The organism is Pseudoalteromonas sp. HL-AS1, from assembly GCF_031198785.1.
GTDB classification, from domain to species: Bacteria; Pseudomonadota; Gammaproteobacteria; order Enterobacterales; family Alteromonadaceae; genus Pseudoalteromonas; species Pseudoalteromonas distincta.
On record NZ_CP133569.1, the window covers coordinates 3,170,023 to 3,187,566 of the forward strand.

The 17,544-nt window shown below is 39.3% G+C and carries 16 protein-coding genes; 6 read left to right on the forward strand and 10 right to left on the reverse strand.

Annotated features, from left to right (window positions below):
- The first annotated feature begins 83 nt into the window (after positions 1 to 83).
- The 3 genes from slmA (at position 84) to RB214_RS14705 (ending at position 4,935) form a co-directional block, all read left to right on the forward strand.
- Complete coding sequence (gene slmA, locus RB214_RS14695) at positions 84 to 671, forward strand: nucleoid occlusion factor SlmA (protein WP_004335558.1); 588 nt, start codon at positions 84 to 86, stop codon at positions 669 to 671.
- Between the two features lie 140 nt (positions 672 to 811).
- The gene (locus RB214_RS14700) at positions 812 to 3,580 is read left to right on the forward strand and encodes a prolyl oligopeptidase family serine peptidase (RefSeq protein WP_309167676.1); all 2,769 of its coding nucleotides are present in this window, start codon (positions 812 to 814) and stop codon (positions 3,578 to 3,580) included.
- A gap of 251 nt (positions 3,581 to 3,831) precedes the next feature.
- Complete coding sequence (locus RB214_RS14705) at positions 3,832 to 4,935, forward strand: GGDEF domain-containing protein (protein ID WP_309167677.1); 1,104 nt, start codon at positions 3,832 to 3,834, stop codon at positions 4,933 to 4,935.
- Positions 4,936 to 4,937: 2 nt separating this feature from the next.
- On the opposite strand, the gene RB214_RS14710 is transcribed toward RB214_RS14705, so the two are convergent.
- On the reverse strand, positions 4,938 to 6,122 hold the full coding sequence (locus tag RB214_RS14710; RefSeq protein ID WP_182768549.1) for an NAD(P)/FAD-dependent oxidoreductase: 1,185 nt from the start codon (positions 6,120 to 6,122) through the stop codon (positions 4,938 to 4,940).
- A gap of 327 nt (positions 6,123 to 6,449) precedes the next feature.
- Between RB214_RS14710 and RB214_RS14715 the strand changes: the two genes are divergently transcribed.
- Positions 6,450 to 8,576, forward strand: a complete 2,127-nt coding sequence (locus tag RB214_RS14715; RefSeq protein ID WP_002957741.1) for a S8 family peptidase — start codon at positions 6,450 to 6,452, stop codon at positions 8,574 to 8,576.
- A gap of 105 nt (positions 8,577 to 8,681) precedes the next feature.
- Here the strand turns inward: RB214_RS14715 and RB214_RS14720 are convergent, their stop codons facing one another.
- From RB214_RS14720 to rplU, 7 genes are all read right to left on the reverse strand, one after another.
- Positions 8,682 to 9,155, reverse strand: coding sequence for a peroxiredoxin (locus RB214_RS14720; RefSeq protein ID WP_024594812.1), 474 nt, complete (start codon positions 9,153 to 9,155; stop codon positions 8,682 to 8,684).
- A 130-nt stretch (positions 9,156 to 9,285) separates the two neighbouring features.
- A complete protein-coding gene (galU, locus tag RB214_RS14725) occupies positions 9,286 to 10,170 on the reverse strand; it encodes a UTP--glucose-1-phosphate uridylyltransferase GalU (protein ID WP_024604539.1) in 885 nt (294 codons plus the stop codon).
- Positions 10,171 to 10,618: 448 nt separating this feature from the next.
- Positions 10,619 to 10,996: a DUF3718 domain-containing protein gene (locus RB214_RS14730; RefSeq protein WP_024594810.1), complete on the reverse strand. Its 378-nt coding sequence runs from the start codon at positions 10,994 to 10,996 to the stop codon at positions 10,619 to 10,621.
- 78 nt (positions 10,997 to 11,074) lie between these two features.
- Positions 11,075 to 11,566, reverse strand: a complete 492-nt coding sequence (gene folA / locus RB214_RS14735; RefSeq protein ID WP_138489689.1) for a type 3 dihydrofolate reductase — start codon at positions 11,564 to 11,566, stop codon at positions 11,075 to 11,077.
- Between the two features lie 73 nt (positions 11,567 to 11,639).
- Positions 11,640 to 12,797, reverse strand: a complete 1,158-nt coding sequence (gene cgtA / locus RB214_RS14740) for an Obg family GTPase CgtA (RefSeq protein ID WP_002957746.1) — start codon at positions 12,795 to 12,797, stop codon at positions 11,640 to 11,642.
- Positions 12,798 to 12,935: 138 nt separating this feature from the next.
- Positions 12,936 to 13,193: a 50S ribosomal protein L27 gene (rpmA, locus tag RB214_RS14745; RefSeq protein ID WP_002957747.1), complete on the reverse strand. Its 258-nt coding sequence runs from the start codon at positions 13,191 to 13,193 to the stop codon at positions 12,936 to 12,938.
- Positions 13,194 to 13,209: 16 nt separating this feature from the next.
- Complete coding sequence (rplU, locus tag RB214_RS14750) at positions 13,210 to 13,521, reverse strand: 50S ribosomal protein L21 (protein WP_002957748.1); 312 nt, start codon at positions 13,519 to 13,521, stop codon at positions 13,210 to 13,212.
- Positions 13,522 to 13,943: 422 nt separating this feature from the next.
- Here rplU and ispB point away from each other — a divergent pair, with 422 nt between their 5' ends.
- Positions 13,944 to 14,915, forward strand: coding sequence for an octaprenyl diphosphate synthase (gene ispB / locus RB214_RS14755; protein ID WP_309167678.1), 972 nt, complete (start codon positions 13,944 to 13,946; stop codon positions 14,913 to 14,915).
- 85 nt (positions 14,916 to 15,000) lie between these two features.
- Here ispB and mdh read toward each other — a convergent pair whose 3' ends face one another.
- Positions 15,001 to 15,933: a malate dehydrogenase gene (gene mdh, locus RB214_RS14760; protein WP_002957751.1), complete on the reverse strand. Its 933-nt coding sequence runs from the start codon at positions 15,931 to 15,933 to the stop codon at positions 15,001 to 15,003.
- A gap of 225 nt (positions 15,934 to 16,158) precedes the next feature.
- Between mdh and argR the strand changes: the two genes are divergently transcribed.
- Entirely contained in the window at positions 16,159 to 16,626 is a 468-nt protein-coding gene (argR, locus tag RB214_RS14765; protein ID WP_002957753.1) for a transcriptional regulator ArgR, read from the forward strand.
- 7 nt (positions 16,627 to 16,633) lie between these two features.
- On the opposite strand, the gene RB214_RS14770 is transcribed toward argR, so the two are convergent.
- Positions 16,634 to 17,533: a Dyp-type peroxidase gene (locus RB214_RS14770; RefSeq protein ID WP_309167679.1), complete on the reverse strand. Its 900-nt coding sequence runs from the start codon at positions 17,531 to 17,533 to the stop codon at positions 16,634 to 16,636.
- Positions 17,534 to 17,544: the final 11 nt, after the last annotated feature.

Below are 17,544 nucleotides of genomic sequence, written 5' to 3' on the forward strand. Positions count from 1 at the left end.
TTAACATACGCCAATCATTTGAACAAAAAATGACTAGGGTTCTTAACTGCGCCACTAAGAATAACTAATAAAAAGGAATGTTCATGCCTGCGACAAAAAGAAGTAATCGCAAAGAGCAAATACTGCAAGCACTCGCACAAATGTTAGAAACTAATTTAGGACAACGCATCACCACAGCAAAACTAGCTGCTGAGGTGGGTGTGTCTGAAGCCGCGCTATACCGTCATTTTCCGAGCAAGGCGCGTATGTTTGAGGGCTTAATTGAGTTTATTGAAGATACCCTTTTATCTCGTATAAATATTATTATTGAAAACGAAAAAGAAAGCCAAACGCGCATTTATAACATTCTATTATTACTTTTAACCTTTGCTGAAAAAAACCCAGGTATTACTCGTATTTTAACGGGCGATGCTCTGCAAGGTGAGCAGGAACGTTTACGCGAACGTGTACAAACCTTGTTTGAAAAACTAGAAACTCAGTTTAAACAAGTACTTCGTGAGCGTAAATTACGTGAAGGTAAAAACTTTCAAAGTGATGAGCTTACACTTGCAAACTTTTTACTTGCCTACGTTGAAGGCAAAATGAATCAGTTTGTACGTAGCGACTTTAAAGCAAAGCCTAGTGTTCAATTTGAAAAACAATGGCTTGAGCTACAAAAAATTTGGCTGTAATTACTGCTAAATTAATAAATTAAATACCAAAAAACGACCCTCGGGTCGTTTTGTCGTATGTAGCTGTCATTTATCTGATCCGCTCGAATTGTGAGCCAAACTCGTTACAATGAAACAATGTCATAATACGAGAATCAATAATGAAAACAAAACTCACCTTATTAAGCACAGCACTCGTTGCCAGCTTAACTAGCACCTGCATACACGCCAAAGAATCGCTACAATTTCAAGACGTATTTAGTTTTAAATCAGCTAAAAGCACACAACTATCTGACAATGGTCAAGTACTCACTTTTAGTGCAACGCCCTATCGTGGAAATGCAACTGGCCAAGTTTACTCACTACAAAGCAATACACTCATCGCAGAAGTAGAGCGCGGCACTAAACCTCATATTAATAAAGCCGCAAACTGGGTCGCTTTTACACAAGTACCTACCTTACTTGAAAAAGAAAAAACTAAGAAAAAAGATACCCTTAAAAACAATCTGGTGCTCGTAAACACACTATCAGGTGCTCAACAAAGCTTTGCTGATGTAAAAGATTACACGTTATCTGATGACGGTATGTGGCTTGCTTATCGTTTGAATAAAAAAGACGATGACGCAAAAGTAGAAGATAAAACCGATAGCACTAAAAATGAAGACGGTAACGCTATCACGCCCGATAAAAAAGATAAGAGCTATGCGCTTGTTATCGTCAATTTATCTGATAAACGCAGCCATACGATAGAAAATGTATTTAGCTACGCTATTAACTCTGCTAACAGCCAATTATTAGTGAGCCAAAGTTACAGCGATGGTAATAACAACCAAATAGCGTTAATTGAGCTCAGTGACTTTAATAGCAGCGTATTAATTGATGAACCGGGCGTAATCGCAAATAAAATAGCGTGGCACCCCACTGACAATATTGCAGCGTTTACATTGGGTAACTATGTAAATGATGACACGCGCCGCCGAAGCTACACTTTACAGCTATATAAAAACGAGAAGCTCTCAACTATAGATTCACCTAATAAAACATGGGCTCTAGGTAAAACAGCTTCCCTTAAATGGTCAGAAAATGGCGAGCGCTTATATTTTGAAAACCATCCAAAATTAGTAGCTAAAGTAAAAGCCAAAGAATATACCGACGAAGCCTCACTATACGACTTTGATACCATACGTGAGCATAAAGGTCTTAATGTATGGCACAACAACGATGCGCAAATAAAACCACGTGAAGAGCAGCAATGGAACGAAGTTAATAAAAATCGCCATTACAGTGCGGTGTATCACGTTAACTCGCAAAAAGTTGCGCAACTTAGTACACCAAACATGCCAGAGGTTGCACTAAACCCTCAGCGAGATGTGTCTTTACTTGGCTCATCTAACATCCCCTACCTAGAAAAAATAATGTACGGCGGTTTTTTTGCTGATTACTTTGCAGTAAATATAAATACCGGTAAACAAACTCCAATTATAAGTAACTACCCGTTTAAACCGAACCTTGCACCTAATGGTGAGTTTGCAGCTTATTTTAGCGATAGCCAAATACAGTTAAAAGATTTAAAAAATAATAAAGTAACACCGCTTACAAAAGCGATTCAGGCAACCTTTGCTGATGATAAACACGACTACCCATCTACTCAACCTGGTTATGGTTTTGCTGGTTGGATGACCGATAGCAGCCAAGTGCTTGCTTATAGTAAATACGATATTTGGGCGTTTGATGTAAAAACTAAGCAAGCTAAACGCCTAACTAATGGTAAGCAAAGCAATACGCAGTACCGTGCTATTAAGCTTGATAAAACCCAAGTGGGCTTTAAAAAAGGCGATACATTACTTGTCTCTGCTATTAACTTACAAACTAAACAAAGTGAAGTTGCAAAGCTCGACTTAACCACTAACACACTAACTAAGGTGCTTAGCGGTAATAAACGCTTTGATATGGTTAAAAAAGCCAAAAAGGCTGACAAGTACTTATTTACCTCGCAAACTTATAGCCAATTTCCTGATTACTACCAAACAGATTTTAGCTTTAGTTCACCAAAACAAGTGACCACCCTAAACCCACAAATTAGTAATTTTGTATGGGGCGAAAAGCCAGAGCTGATAAGCTATAAAGGTTTTGATGGCGAAGATTTACAAGGCGTATTAATAAAACCTGCGGGATATAAAAAAGGCGATAAAGTGCCTGTGGTTGTGTATTTTTATCGTTACATGAGCCAGCGCATGTTTGATTTTCCTAAAATGGAATTAAACCATCGCCCTAATTTTCCTATGTTTACCTCAAACGGTTATGCGGTATTTTTACCTGATATTCGTTTTGAAATAGGTCACCCGGGTAAATCGTCAACGCAAACCATGATAAACGCCACCCAAAAATTAATAGATTTAGGCATAGCCGACCCAGATAAAATAGGCTTACAAGGTCACTCTTGGGCAGGCTATCAAAGTGCGTTTATGATAACCCAAACAGATATGTTTAAAGCGGTTGTATCTGGCGCACCAGTATCAAACATGACAAGTGCTTACAGTGGCATACGTTTAAAATCAGGTCTTGCTCGTCAGTTTCAATACGAAACAGGGCAAAGCCGTATAGGTAAAAACTTATTTGAAGCACCAGAGCTGTACATAGAAAACTCACCGGTGTTTTTTGCAGATAAAGTAAATACCCCTATTTTAATTATGTTTGGCGATAAAGACGATGCAGTGCCTTGGTACGAAGGCGTGCAGTACTACTTAGCGCTTCGCCGCGCTGGTAAAGATGCAACCTTTTTACAATACGAAGGTGAACCACACCACTTGAAAAAGTTTCCTAATCAGGTCGATTTTTCAGTACGTATGATGCAGTACTTTGATCATTACTTAAAAGGCAAACCAGCTGCAAAGTGGATGACACAAGGCGAGGCATTTATAGAGGAATAGATATAACATTTATTCAGAGCTCTACGTAAGCGATAACGGCGAGCTCTGCGTCAATTAAATCAAGGCGAGGCATATTACATTTAAGTAATCAGTCACTACCTAGTCCTTCATACCTTTGAAAAATGCTGTAATGATCTTTAAACTTTTATAAACACCACCGTATATAAGCGTTTTAATCAAAGTAAAAAACTATAATAAAAGCCTAATATAAGTAATAATCACTAAATTCAGAGGTTAAAGAGTCGTTCATTATGCTAGGTTTTTGGTACAAAGAGTTTCCACAATACCCAAAAGACCATAAGGATTTTTGGCGTACTCGCTTAATAGCCCACTCTTTACTAATAACTACATGTTATTTTTTAGTTTTAACACTCCTCAACCTTTTCTACTTTGAAAGCTATAACATTGCTTTAATTGATGCCTTAGGACTTACGATATCGTTAGGTATTTATACTTGGTTTAATAAAACAGCCAACGTAAATGCAGCAGCGTGGGCTGTTACCCTTATGGTCGTTAGCTTAATAATGATGTTTGTGGTTTCTGTAGGTGGGCATGCGCATTCTTTATTTTGGGCGACGTTAATCCCGCCTTTTAGCTTTTTTTTAGTTGGAAGAAACTGGGGAAGCCTATTTAGTGCAGTCGCTTTTGCTATTTGTGCGTATCTTGTGTATTTACAACAACAGCAAACTGTAACAATTGGCTTAGGCTCTTTATTTAATCTTATAGAGGTAAGCCTTGCTCATATTTTAATTTTTAGGTTTTACGAAAAAACACGGTTTTCGGCATACACTCGATTATCTATCCGTAACTTAGAAATTCAACACTTAGCAGAAACCGATAAGTTAACGGGGCTTTATAACAGGCAAAAATTTGATTTTGAATTATCACAGTTAATTGCTAAAAATGACGTTTTTAAAACCCCACATTGCTTACTTATTTGCGATATAGATCACTTCAAAAATATAAACGATACCTACGGGCATTTGGTTGGTGATAACGTGCTAACTGAATTTGCAAAAATATTAAAAAGCCGTATGGGAAATGACGCACTTATTGCGCGATGGGGTGGAGAAGAATTCACTATTATTTTATCCAACACCTCTTTAAATGATAGCGCTAAAAAAGCCGATGACCTGAGAAAGTATATTGCCGAAAACACAGTTACAAATGTAGCATTTACTATAAGTATTGGATTAGCAACGATACAAAAAGACGATACAGTGCTAAAACTACTGGAGCGGGCTGATACAGCGCTATATAAGGCTAAAAATAATGGACGCAATAAAGTATGTGTTAGCGATAACGATTCAACCGTTATCGCCCAATCAACTTACTTAAATGGGTTTATAGCCTAAACTTAAGCGTACTGCCCACAAGCAAATCCACAGCTCCACGCATATTGGAAGTTGTAGCCTCCAAGCCACCCTGTTACGTCAGTTACTTCGCCTATAAAGTATAGGCCTTTAGCTTTTTTAGCTTCAAAGGTTTTTGAGCTCAACTCGTCGGTATCTACACCGCCCAATGTTACTTCTGCTGTTCTATAACCTTCTGTGCCATTGGGTTTAATTTGCCACGCATGAATATAATTTACTAACTCATTTATTTGAGCATGGGTAAGCTGATTAATATTACAATCTGGTATCGCTTTGCTTTCGTGCAGTATTTCTATAAAGCGTTTAGGTAAAATAGTCGCAAGACTATTTTTTAACGACTTTTGTGCTTGCGTTTCTCGCCAATCAGCAAGTTGCTGCCTTAAATCAATTTCAGGTAATAGGTTTATAGTTACAGCCTGCCCTGCTCGCCAAAATGAGCTTATTTGCAATATTGCTGGGCCCGATAACCCTCGGTGAGTAAAGAGGATGTTTTCTTTAAATACGGTGCCGTCTTCGCTTGAAACTTCACAAGGAATGCTAATTCCCGAGAGCCCTTCAAAACGCTCTTTATCATGCTGATGCAAAGTAAACGGTACAAGTGCAGCCATAGTTGGTAACACGCTTAAGCCAAACTGCTCTGCAATTTTATAACCTATTGGTGTAGCCCCTAGTTTTGGCATAGTTAAGCCACCTGATGCTATAACTAACGACTCACAGCTTAAGGTTTCTTGCTCTGTGGTAACGCTATAGCCGGTTTCGGTTTTTGATACGCTGATCACTTCACTGCGTAGTTTTATATTTACCCCGGCCCACTCACATTCGGTCAGTAAAATATCAACAATGTCTTGTGCATTGTTATCGCAAAAAAGCTGACCTAGTGTTTTATGGTGATACGCCAAGCCATGTCTGTCTACCAGCTCAATAAAGTCATGCTGTGTATAGCGACTTAAACATGATTTAACAAAATGAGCATTTGCGCATAAGTAGTTATCAGGGGTTGCGTTTTCATTTGTAAAATTACAACGCCCACCACCACTTATTAAAATTTTACGACCTGGTTTTTTGCCCATATCAAGTACTGTAACGCTTCGGCCACGGTATCCAGCTTGCGCTGCACACATTAATCCTGCTGCTCCCGCACCTATTACAATTACATCTACTTGACTCATTATTTTACCCTACTAAAAAATTTTTCCGATTATAGCAAAGTTTGATAGCTAACAACGTAGCATTTAAATTATTAGCAATAACACAACAAAAACGCATCAGTAATAAGTCGGGAATAATTACCCGCACAACAAACCAACCCTTTATACTTATTTTTAATTTATATGACAATACTAAACAACGAGTAAACCGCTAAAAACCTGAGTTATAACTAAATGAAAGAGGTACATAATAAATTGATATTTTAACCTAGTTAACAGATCGTTTACTTTTGTTCCCGCATCGTGATCCTACATCACGAAATAATAAATAAAAATCTAGGGATAATTATGACAACAAGTAAAACTTTTAAAAGATGCGCAATTGCAATTACAGTTAGTACGCTTTTTGCTGCAACATCTGGCATGGCTCAATCAGTTTCAAGTTCAATGGCTGAAACATCGGCTAAACTACAAAGCCAAGGCGGTTTCGAAACTCAGTTCATTATTAAATATAAAAATAATAACGAAATGGCGAGCCTCTCAACTGCAGACGCAAGCCCAGCTAGCATGAAAAAGCGCGCACAAAGCTTTGTTAAAAACTTCGCTTCTAAAAAAGGCAAAGTAAAAGCAAAATACGTTCGTGCAATGGCACTTAATAATCATCACGTAATGCGTGCTGATAAAAAATTAAGTGCGGCAGAAGCTCAAGAGTTTATGCAAGAAATGGTTGATTCTGGCAATGTGGAATACATTGAAGTGGATCAAATGTTAAAGCCGTTTTCAACTCCTAACGATCCACGTTTTGATGACCAATGGCACTACTACGAGCAAGCCGGTGGTTTAAACTTACCGACCGCATGGGATACCGCAACGGGTAGCGGTGTAGTTGTAGCTGTACTAGATACGGGCTACCGCCCTCATGCTGATTTAAACGCTAATATTTTACCGGGTTACGATATGATCTCTAACCTTTCGGTAGCTAATGACGGTGGCGGTCGCGATAGCGATGCACGTGATCCAGGTGATGCAGTTGCTGCGAATGAATGTGGCACTAACGGTGCACAAAACTCTAGCTGGCATGGCACGCACGTAGCCGGCACAGTTGCTGCTGTAACCAATAACGGTGAAGGTGTTGCGGGCGTAGCTTATAACGCAAAAGTAGTGCCTGTTCGTGTACTCGGTAAGTGTGGTGGTTTAACCTCTGATATTGCAGACGGTATTATTTGGGCATCTGGTGGAAGTGTTTCCGGTATTCCTGCTAACTCAAACCCTGCTGATGTAATTAATATGAGTTTAGGTGGCAGCGGTTCATGTAGCTCTACAACTCAAAATGCAATTAACACAGCACGTAGTAACGGCACTGTGGTAGTTATTGCTGCAGGTAACGATAACGATAACTCAGCAAACTACAACCCAGGTAACTGTAACGGTGTTGTAAACGTAGCCTCAGTGGGCCGTAATGGCGGCAGAGCTTATTACTCAAACTACGGTAGCAATATTGATGTTGCAGCACCAGGTGGCGCACAAAGCTTTGCAAACGACTCTGAAGGCGTTCTATCAACTTACAATTCAGGTTCGTCTACACCTTCAAGCGACAGCTATGGCTTTTCACAAGGTACATCAATGGCTGCGCCCCACGTAGCAGGTGTTGCGGCACTTATTAAGCAAGCAAAGCCAGATGCAACGCCTGACGAAATAGAAAGTATTTTAAAATCAACTACCCGTTCGTTCCCTGCGACATGTACTAGCTGTGGTACGGGTATTGTTGATGCTGCCGCAGCTGTTGCAGCAGCAAGTGGCGGCACTACTCCACCTACAGGTGGCGATAGCGAGCTTATTAATGGTGAAGCTAAAACAGGTTTAAGTGGGGCTGCAAATGCACAAGCATTTTACACGATGACAGTTCCAAGCGGTGCAACTAACGTAACATTCACTATGAGTGGTGGTACTGGCGATGCTGATTTATACGTACGTGCAGGCAGTAAACCTACAACTACTACCTATGATTGTCGTCCATATAAAGGCGGTAATAGTGAAGAGTGTTCTATTGATAACCCTACTGCGGGAACTTACCACGTAATGCTTAACGGCTACTCTGCGTATTCAGCTGTTAGCTTGGTAGGTAATATTACTGGTGGTTCATCATCGGGTGGCGGTTCAGGTACTCCACAAGCAGGCGGCGGCACTATAAGCGATGTGTCAGCCAATACTGGGCAGTGGAAACATTACACGTTAGATGTACCAGCTGGAATGAGTACGTTTACAGTAACAACATCGGGTGGCAGTGGCGATGCTGATTTATTTGTAAAATACGGTAGCCAACCAACAGCAAGCTCATACGATTGCCGCCCTTATAAAAATGGCAATGCAGAAACATGTACATTTACTAATCCACAAGCAGGTACTTGGCACTTAAGCGTTAACGCTTATAGCACTTTCTCTGGTTTAACGCTTAGCGGGCAATACCAACCGTAATTTAAAGTTTGAGCCTTTAATAAAAAAACCGATGTTGTTTCCAACATCGGTTTTTCAATAATAACTAGCTGATTAGTTAAAGCTAAAATCTACACTTTATTACTGTTATAGCTTCTCTAGTACTGATTCTGCGCGGCTTACAACAAACTCTTTGTCTTGTTCTACAAATAAACCAGTTACTAGCGCATTTTCAATAATCATAGCGTAACGCGTTGAACGTATACCACCAAAACTAGCAGTATCTTTATCAAGCCCTAACGATTTAGTGAAACTTCCATCGCCATCCCCAAGCATTGTAATTTCTTGCGCGTTTTGTGAGTCACCCCATGCTTTCATAACAAATGCATCATTAACAGATACACAGTAAATAGCATCAACACCTTTTGCTTTAATTTTATCAGCAAGGGTAATAAATTCAGGTAAATGGGCATTTGAACACGTTGGTGTAAACGCACCAGGTACTGCAAATAACACGACTTTTTTACCTTCAAACAATTCTTTATTTGTAAGAGATTGCATACCGTCGTCAGTTAATTGCGTTAACGTCACTGCTGGTAATTCTTGGCCTTGCTCAATCATGGTAATTCCTTGAAAAGATTAATACAGAATAAGTAACAATCGTACTACGTAGCCTACTACTAGGTATAAAAAGTACGGCTAACTTAGTAGCTCAAAATAGCCTACCATAGAACGAAGAATACGCGCTGTATTAAGGTAAATTCAAATCATTTATAAAACTTGAAAAATCATTACCTAGCTTTTCATCTCGCAGACTGTACTCAACAATTGCTTTTAAGTAGCCTAACTTATCTCCACAATCGTGAGAGCGACCACTCATATGAAATGCTTCAACGGTTTCTTGTGCCATTAATGCGTCAATAGAATCTGTAAGTTGTATTTCACCGCCAGCACCTACAGACGTTTTTGCAAGTAGAGGCCAAATATTCTTACTCAGTACATATCGCCCTACAACAGCTAGATTAGAAGGCGCTAAATCTGCATCAGGTTTTTCAACCATTGCTTTAATTGCAGCACTTTTACCTGGCATTAGATCAACACCGTTTATATCAGCAATACCATATTTACTAACGTCTTCTTTAGCTACCGGCTCAAGCATTATTTGGCTTGCTTGAGTTTCTTTAAAGCGTGTAATCATGGCCGCTAAGTTTTCAGTCTCTTGATCCGCAGTATAGGCATCAAGTATCACATCAGGCAGGAGCACAACAAAGTTGTTATCACCAACTATTGGTTTAGCGCATAAAATAGCATGTCCAAGCCCTTTAGCTTCACCTTGGCGTACACTCATAATAGTTACATCATTTGGACAAATAGAGCGAATTTCATCTAATAAAGCTCGTTTAACACGCTTCTCAAGAGTCGCTTCTAGTTCATAACTTGTATCAAAGTGGTTTTCGATTGCATTTTTAGAGCTATGCGTAACTAACACAATATCTTTAATACCAGCGGACACACATTCGCTGACAATATATTGAATTAGAGGCTTATCGACTATTGGGAGCATTTCTTTTGGGATAGCTTTTGTCATAGGGAGCATTCTCGTCCCTAAGCCAGCTACTGGAATTACAGCTTTCATATCTGTCCTTAGTGATTAAGTTTGTAAATAATATCAATTCGCTTAATTAAGTGATCTATTTTGAGGATGGAAAAACGTGTTGATAGCTAGGCAAAAAATTCGCTACTTAGTTGTTCTAAATGAGAATTTTTTAACACAGGTGCGACACGTTTAGCCCCGCAAAATAATTAAGTATTATTGCGTATTGGTACAAACTAGCAGATACAAAATAGATACCAGCTGAATAAAGTTACCTCTTTTGAAGAAGTAAATTTGAAGCTGTTTATTAAACAGAGACTCTACATTTTTGGTTATTTAAAATGAGCAGGTAAGTTATGAAGTTTATTAATGATTTTGTTGTGGGGTGAGATTACATTAGCTAAACGAAAAAAGCCTGGGTTTGCTATAAATAACAAACCCAGACCAATAAATTTCTAACTAAAGGTCGCGTTACAAAACCTTTTTATAATTAAAGACCTGCACGCTCTTTAATTACTGCAATAAGCGGTGAGCTGGCAAAATTCCCTTCAGCCCAAGCAATATCAGCACCATCTGTTAACGCACTTTTTGATAAGTTTTTAACTATATACTCACCAGTATCTACTGCATTACTAGCAACAGCATGACGTAATAAGTTATTACCATTACATTGTACTGCATCATAAATATTACGAATTTTTACACGAGAGCTTTTAAGCTTGCTGCGTAATCGGTTTTTATCGTCTGCCGCAATATATTCACAAATAGATACTGCTAATTGATCTTCAGCATTTACAGGTGCTGTATACGAAAACGAACTAACAGCTACAACGGCAGTAAGTGCAACTAGCTTTGGTAATTTAAACATGACAAACCCTTTATAATACTTTGTTCTTATATAGACTACCGAATATTATATCAATCTATCAAAATTTACGCAATAATGTTAACGTTCTTTATATAAAGTTACGAATTTATAACTAGATAAATTCTTGTCATCCGGATGGTTTTCTTGCTCTTCTTTCACGTACCAATTAGCAACTTTATTGTAATCAGGAAACTGTGTATCGCCTTTAACATCTAAATCAATAAAAGTTAGATACAGGCGCTCTGCTTTTGGTAAAAATTGCTCATAGATATTACCACCACCAATAATCATTACTTCTTCAGCAGTAGCAACGAGTTCTAATGCGGCATCTGGCGTAGTTACTACTTCAATACCCTGTGCAGTATATTCGCTGTTTCGAGTAATAATAATATTACGGCGCCCAGGTAATGGACGGCCTATAGACTCAAAAGTTTTACGACCCATGATCACAGGCTTACCCGTAGTGACCTTTTTAAAATGCTGAAGATCTGCAGGTAAATGCCATGGCATTTTATTATCTAGACCAATTACACGGTTATTTGCCATTGCTGCTATCATTGAAATTATCATAATAAACACCTAGTACTTTATTCTTAAACAAAGAAAAAGGAGCATAAGCTCCTTTTTAGTAAATTCTATTTAATTAACGCTCGTAGACAACTTCTACGTCGTAATCATCTTCATCCCAGTCATCCCAATCATCATCATTGCCCTTACCTTTAGTGGCTTTTTCATGATAGGTATCCCACTTAAATTCAACTTCTTCATCTTCCACTTGTACAAACTTCTCTTTAGGCATGCTATCAAGTAGTGTCATTATGTTGTGGATTAATGGTTGAGTGTTAAGTTTATTAATTGCTGAAATGTGATAGATATTTTCAGTTTCGCCCAGCTCTTCTGCAATCGATTCGCATAACGCTTTTGCTTCATCCTCTGGTAATAAATCTATTTTATTAAATACTAACCAGCGTGGCTTCTCAGCTAATTTAGGGCTGTATTGGTGCAGTTCGTTAATAATCGAAAACGCATTATCAACAGGGTTTGAACCATCTACCGGCATTACATCAATAATGTGTAATAACACACGACAACGCTCTAAATGTTTCAAAAAGCGAATACCTAGGCCTGCGCCATCAGATGCACCTTCAATTAGACCCGGAATATCGGCTATAACAAATGATTTATTTGCTTCAGGACGTACTACACCTAAATTAGGAATAAGCGTCGTGAATGGGTAATCAGCTACTTTTGGTCTTGCTGCAGATACACTGCGGATAAACGTAGATTTACCGGCATTTGGTAATCCAAGTAAGCCAACATCAGCTAATAATAGTAACTCTAATTTTAAGTTACGTACTTCACCTGGTGTGCCTAATGTTTTTTGACGAGGTGCTCGGTTAGTACTTGATTTAAAACGCGCATTCCCCAAGCCGTGGAAACCACCTTTTGCAACCAAAATTCGTTGACCATGTTGTGTTAAATCACCAAGTCCCTCTTGGGTATCAACATCCATGATGCGCGTGCCTACAGGCACCATAACAAATAAGTCATCAGCTTTTCGGCCTGTACAGTTACGGCTACGACCGTTAGTACCACGTTCAGCTCTATGGAAGCGCTCAAACTGATAATCAATTAAGGTATTTAAGTTTTCATCAGCTTGTAGATAAACACTACCACCGTCTCCACCGTCACCGCCGTCTGGTCCACCATCTGGAACATATTTTTCACGACGGAAAGACACGATGCCGCTGCCACCGTCTCCAGCTTCTGCGCGAATTTCTACTTCATCTACAAACTTCATGATTACTCACTTTAGGGATTGGCTTGTTTAATAACTCTATTATATACCCAAGCCAACACAAATGCAGGCTTGGGTATATATTGGCTGACTACAAAACAAAAAACCCCGCAAAGGCGGGGTTTTTAACTACCTTACTGATTACTCAGTTACGATAGTTACGTATTTACGGTTTAAAGGACCTTTTTGTTCAAACTGAACTTTACCATCTGCTTTTGCGAAGATAGTGTGGTCTTTACCGATACCTACGTTAGTACCAGGATGGAAACGAGTTCCACGCTGACGAACAATGATGCTACCCGCTAGAACTGATTCGCCACCAAAACGCTTAACACCTAGGCGTTTGCTTTCTGAATCGCGACCGTTACGAGTACTACCAGCTGCTTTTTTATGTGCCATTTCTAAGTACCTCTAATTAAGCGCTAATGCTAGTGATTTTAACTTCAGTGAACCATTGACGATGGCCCATTTGCTTACGAGAATGCTTACGGCGTCTAAATTTAACAACCTTAATCTTCTCACCGCGACCATGTGAAACAACCTCAGCTGTTATCTTGCCACCGTTTACGAACGGTACACCGATCTCGATTTTCTCACCATCAGCAACTAAAAGTACTGAATCAAATTCTACTGCCGCACCAGTTTCAACGTCTAATTTTTCAAGACGAATCGTTTGACCTTCAGTCACACGATGCTGTTTACCACCACTTTGGAAAACCGCGTACATAATTAACTCCGTCTGTGCACCCTCAAATCGGCGCAACTAAAATATTCTTCGATAGGGCGCGAAGTTTACGCTAACGCGAAATAACTAGCAAGCCTATTTTGTAATTAAAATGAATAAAAAGTAGCTGCTTTGAGAGCAATTCAATATTTACCCCATTTTATATTAATTAGCCCTTTTGCCAAGCGCTTTTTAACTCTTAGCCGAAATAAATTAATGCTCTCAAATATGACCTTCACAGCTTAATATCTAAGCACGCTACCAACTGTGTATTGGTTATCAATTAATCAGTTATCTTGGCTAATTCAGTCTAAATTAAGTACTTTAATAGTGTTTTTTCAATCAATCGTCACAAAATATCGAGCTAGTGCATTTTTTGTTGTACAATCTGCGCCGTTCACACATAAAAATTGGCTCGGAGATCAATGGATATAAAAGCTATCCAGGCGTTAATCGAAAGCGATATGAATGACGTCAATCAACTTATACATGCGCAAATGCGTTCAGATGTGGCGTTAGTTAATCAGCTTGGTTTATATATAGTTAGCAGTGGCGGCAAACGCGTTCGTCCAATGCTGGCTATTTTAGCAGCCAAAGCGCTCGGCTATCAGGGTAAAGATCACATAACACTTGCAACAATTGTTGAGTTTATCCATACAGCAACGCTATTGCATGATGATGTTGTAGATGAATCAAACTTACGACGTGGCACGCCTACAGCAAATGCTGAGTTTGGTAATGCTGCTAGCGTATTGGTTGGTGACTTTATTTACACTCGTTCATTTCAGCTTATGGTTGGCCTTGGAAAAATGCAGGTTATGCAAGTACTTGCCGATGCAACAAACATTATTGCTGAAGGTGAAGTATTACAGTTAATGAACTGCAATGACCCAGATACGACTGAAGCCAGCTATATGCAGGTTATTTACTCTAAAACGGCTAAATTATTTGAAGCAGCTACAGGCCTTGCTGCCATTATTACAGAGCAAGACCAAGCGACACTTGATGCACTAAACCTATACGGTATGCATTTAGGTACTGCGTTTCAACTAGTAGATGACGTACTCGATTACAATGCAGATGCTGAGCAGCTAGGTAAAAACATTGGCGATGATTTAGCTGAAGGCAAACCAACCCTTCCGCTTATTTATGCTATGCAACATGGTAGCGAGCAGCAAACACAGCTCATTCGTGATGCAATAGAGCACAGTAATGGTATGGAGCATTTAGAAGAAATTTTAACTGCACTAAAACAAACTAATGCGCTTGAGTTTACAATGCAAAAAGCAGAGATTGAGGCCGAAAAAGCCATTGCCTGTTTAGACTTTTTAGCTGAGTCTGACTATAAGCAAGCACTTATAAGCCTTGCCCGTATTGCGGTTGACCGCGACCACTAGTTTTAACTAGTTACACAGTGTGACATTAATTCTGAGCAATAAAAAAGCCTGCAAATGCAGGCTTTTTTGTTGCTTAAACCGGCTATTACGCCATGAAATCAACACCTTCTTTGATGTCTTTTTTCAGAGTTTCAAGCATGTCATTTTTTGCTTTTGTTTCAAATGCGCTTAGTTCGCCGTAAGAAAGAATTTCTTCTACACCGTTTTTACCTAAACGTACTGGATGTGCAAAGTACTCTGCATCGCCATTTTCAACAGCAACGTAAGCGTAATCTACAACTTCTTCACCTTGTAGGCCTTTAACTAAAGACATACAAAAACGAGCTGCAGCAGCACCCATAGATAGCGTAGCTGAACCACCGCCTGCTTTAGCATTTACAACTTCAGTACCCGCATTTTGGATACGTGGAGTAAGTGCAGCAACTTCTTCATCAGTGAAAGAAACACCTTCAACTTGAGAAAGTAGAGGCAGAATAGTTGTGCCTGAGTGACCACCAATTACTGGTACTTTTACAGTTGCTACGTCTACGCCTTTAAGTTCAGCAACAAATGCTTCTGAACGAATAACGTCAAGCGTAGTAATACCGAATACGCGTTTAGCGTCGTAAGTACCTGCTTTTTTGAATACTTCAGCAACAATTGGAACTGTGCCATTTACTGGGTTAGTAATAATACCTACTAACGCTTTAGGACAGCTGGCAACAATGCCTTCTGCTAAAGTTTTGATGATGCCAGCATTTACATTGAATAAATCAGCACGATCCATACCTGGTTTACGTGGCATACCCGCTGGGATAAGAACGATGTCAGAACCTTCAAGCGCTTTATTTAAATCGTCTGCGCCAAAGCCTGCAACTTTAACATCTGTTGGGATGTGAGAAAGGTCAACCGCAACACCTGGTACTACTGGTGCAACATCATAAAGTGATAATTCAGAGCCAGCTGGTAAGCCTGTTTTTAATAATAAAGACAACGCTTGTCCGATACCGCCTGCAGCACCTAATACAGCAACTTTCATTGGAATTCTCCGTAATTTGAGGTAGGAAACATTTGTGGCCCTTAAGATAATGAAATTAGCGACTAAAAACAAATTTATCCGGTCTATTTCAAGTATATTTTCGACCATAGTCGTAAACTTATGTGATTTAACGCATCAAACTGGCAAGTTAACTAAACAACTGCTGCATAATTATTCATTTTTGTGTAGAATTTGCGGCATAAATAACAAAAACGAATAAAGACTATGCAACCACAAGATAAACAAGAAGCACTGGTAAAAGCATTTAAATCACTATTAAAAGAAGAAAATTTTGGCTCTCAAGGCGAAATAGTTGATGCGTTAAAAGATCAAGGTTTTGACAATATAAGCCAAAGTAAAGTATCACGCATGTTAAGTAAGTTTGGCGCTGTACGCACACGTAATGCCAAACAAGAAATGGTTTACTGCTTACCTGCTGAAATGGGTGTACCTACGGCTAAAAGCCCATTACGCCAATTAGTAATCGACATTATGCACAACGAAATGATGATCATCATTCGTACCAGCCCAGGTGCTGCTCAGCTTATTGCACGTTTATTAGATTCATTAGGTAAAGCAGATGGCGTACTAGGAACAATTGCAGGCGACGATACTATTTTTATCGCTCCTGCTAAAATATCTGAAATAGATGTAACACTTGAACGCGTTCGCATTTTATTTGATACGGTTTAATAGCAAATTAAATTTGTTTTAAAAACCCTAATGAAGGTGCAAAGAAAGCAGAGCCCATATCGGCTTGAGTAAAATCAAGCCAGTGGTCGTAGCAATCCCCTTCCCCTAAACGACTATTAAGTACTTTTTCAAATGCGGTGCCCGTACAAGCGCATGTAATTGATAACATTCCCTGCTCATACACGTCGCCATAAGGCATGCTTTGATTTAATAGTAGCGGTTGTCCGTCTTCGTCTTTTAGCTCACTTCGCGAAGCATGGCTGGTTTCGCTCGCTGGGGTAATTAGCGTGTTATCAAGACGCGTACGTCCCATTATTTGCTCTTGCTCACTCAATGATAAATGCTGCCACATAGTTAAATCATGTTTATAACGCTGAACATGAATATAACTCCCCTGATCTTCAAAGCTACCAGGGTTGCTAATTAAAGCCGTAGCGCGCTTTTTTCTTCCATGTGCGGTGTCGCCACCATAAATAAAACCGTTAAAATCACGACCATCTAAAAAGCGAAAATTACGAATTTGCTCCACCAGCTCTACATCGGGGGCAAATAATTTTAAAATTTGCAGCGCAAATAAATGGTTAACGTCTTCACGGTCAGAGCGAATTTGCACAAATAAATCGCACGGTTGTACGCTCATTTGGTGATCGCTATGGGTTATATTGGGAAAGCTCTGTAATTCGCTTGGAATGTATTCAGGGAGGATATGCGGCCAGTATTGCGCACCAATAGCAACCATACAAGAGAGCATTGATTCTGAAAATTGATCGCTAAACTCTTCTTCTATAGCGCTTACTTGTTTTAACTTTGCGCGAAGTGATTCGTCTTGACCATCAAACACATTAAAAAATAAGTGCAAACCGTGTAAGTTTGCTTCAGCACAAATCCCTGATTGCGCTTGCGCCATTGTTATTCCTT

Coding starts and splice junctions, on each gene's coding strand:
- folA (WP_138489689.1), bottom strand. CDS start 11,566: ATGATAATTTCAATGATAGCAGCAATGGCAAATAACCGTGTAATTGGT.
- rplU (WP_002957748.1), bottom strand. CDS start 13,521: ATGTACGCGGTTTTCCAAAGTGGTGGTAAACAGCATCGTGTGACTGAA.
- RB214_RS14720 (WP_024594812.1), bottom strand. CDS start 9,155: ATGATTGAGCAAGGCCAAGAATTACCAGCAGTGACGTTAACGCAATTA.
- RB214_RS14705 (WP_309167677.1), top strand. CDS start 3,832: ATGCTAGGTTTTTGGTACAAAGAGTTTCCACAATACCCAAAAGACCAT.
- galU (WP_024604539.1), bottom strand. CDS start 10,170: ATGAAAGCTGTAATTCCAGTAGCTGGCTTAGGGACGAGAATGCTCCCT.
- RB214_RS14730 (WP_024594810.1), bottom strand. CDS start 10,996: ATGTTTAAATTACCAAAGCTAGTTGCACTTACTGCCGTTGTAGCTGTT.
- cgtA (WP_002957746.1), bottom strand. CDS start 12,797: ATGAAGTTTGTAGATGAAGTAGAAATTCGCGCAGAAGCTGGAGACGGT.
- slmA (WP_004335558.1), top strand. CDS start 84: ATGCCTGCGACAAAAAGAAGTAATCGCAAAGAGCAAATACTGCAAGCA.
- RB214_RS14700 (WP_309167676.1), top strand. CDS start 812: ATGAAAACAAAACTCACCTTATTAAGCACAGCACTCGTTGCCAGCTTA.
- ispB (WP_309167678.1), top strand. CDS start 13,944: ATGGATATAAAAGCTATCCAGGCGTTAATCGAAAGCGATATGAATGAC.
- rpmA (WP_002957747.1), bottom strand. CDS start 13,193: ATGGCACATAAAAAAGCAGCTGGTAGTACTCGTAACGGTCGCGATTCA.
- RB214_RS14770 (WP_309167679.1), bottom strand. CDS start 17,533: ATGGCGCAAGCGCAATCAGGGATTTGTGCTGAAGCAAACTTACACGGT.
- argR (WP_002957753.1), top strand. CDS start 16,159: ATGCAACCACAAGATAAACAAGAAGCACTGGTAAAAGCATTTAAATCA.
- mdh (WP_002957751.1), bottom strand. CDS start 15,933: ATGAAAGTTGCTGTATTAGGTGCTGCAGGCGGTATCGGACAAGCGTTG.
- RB214_RS14710 (WP_182768549.1), bottom strand. CDS start 6,122: ATGAGTCAAGTAGATGTAATTGTAATAGGTGCGGGAGCAGCAGGATTA.
- RB214_RS14715 (WP_002957741.1), top strand. CDS start 6,450: ATGACAACAAGTAAAACTTTTAAAAGATGCGCAATTGCAATTACAGTT.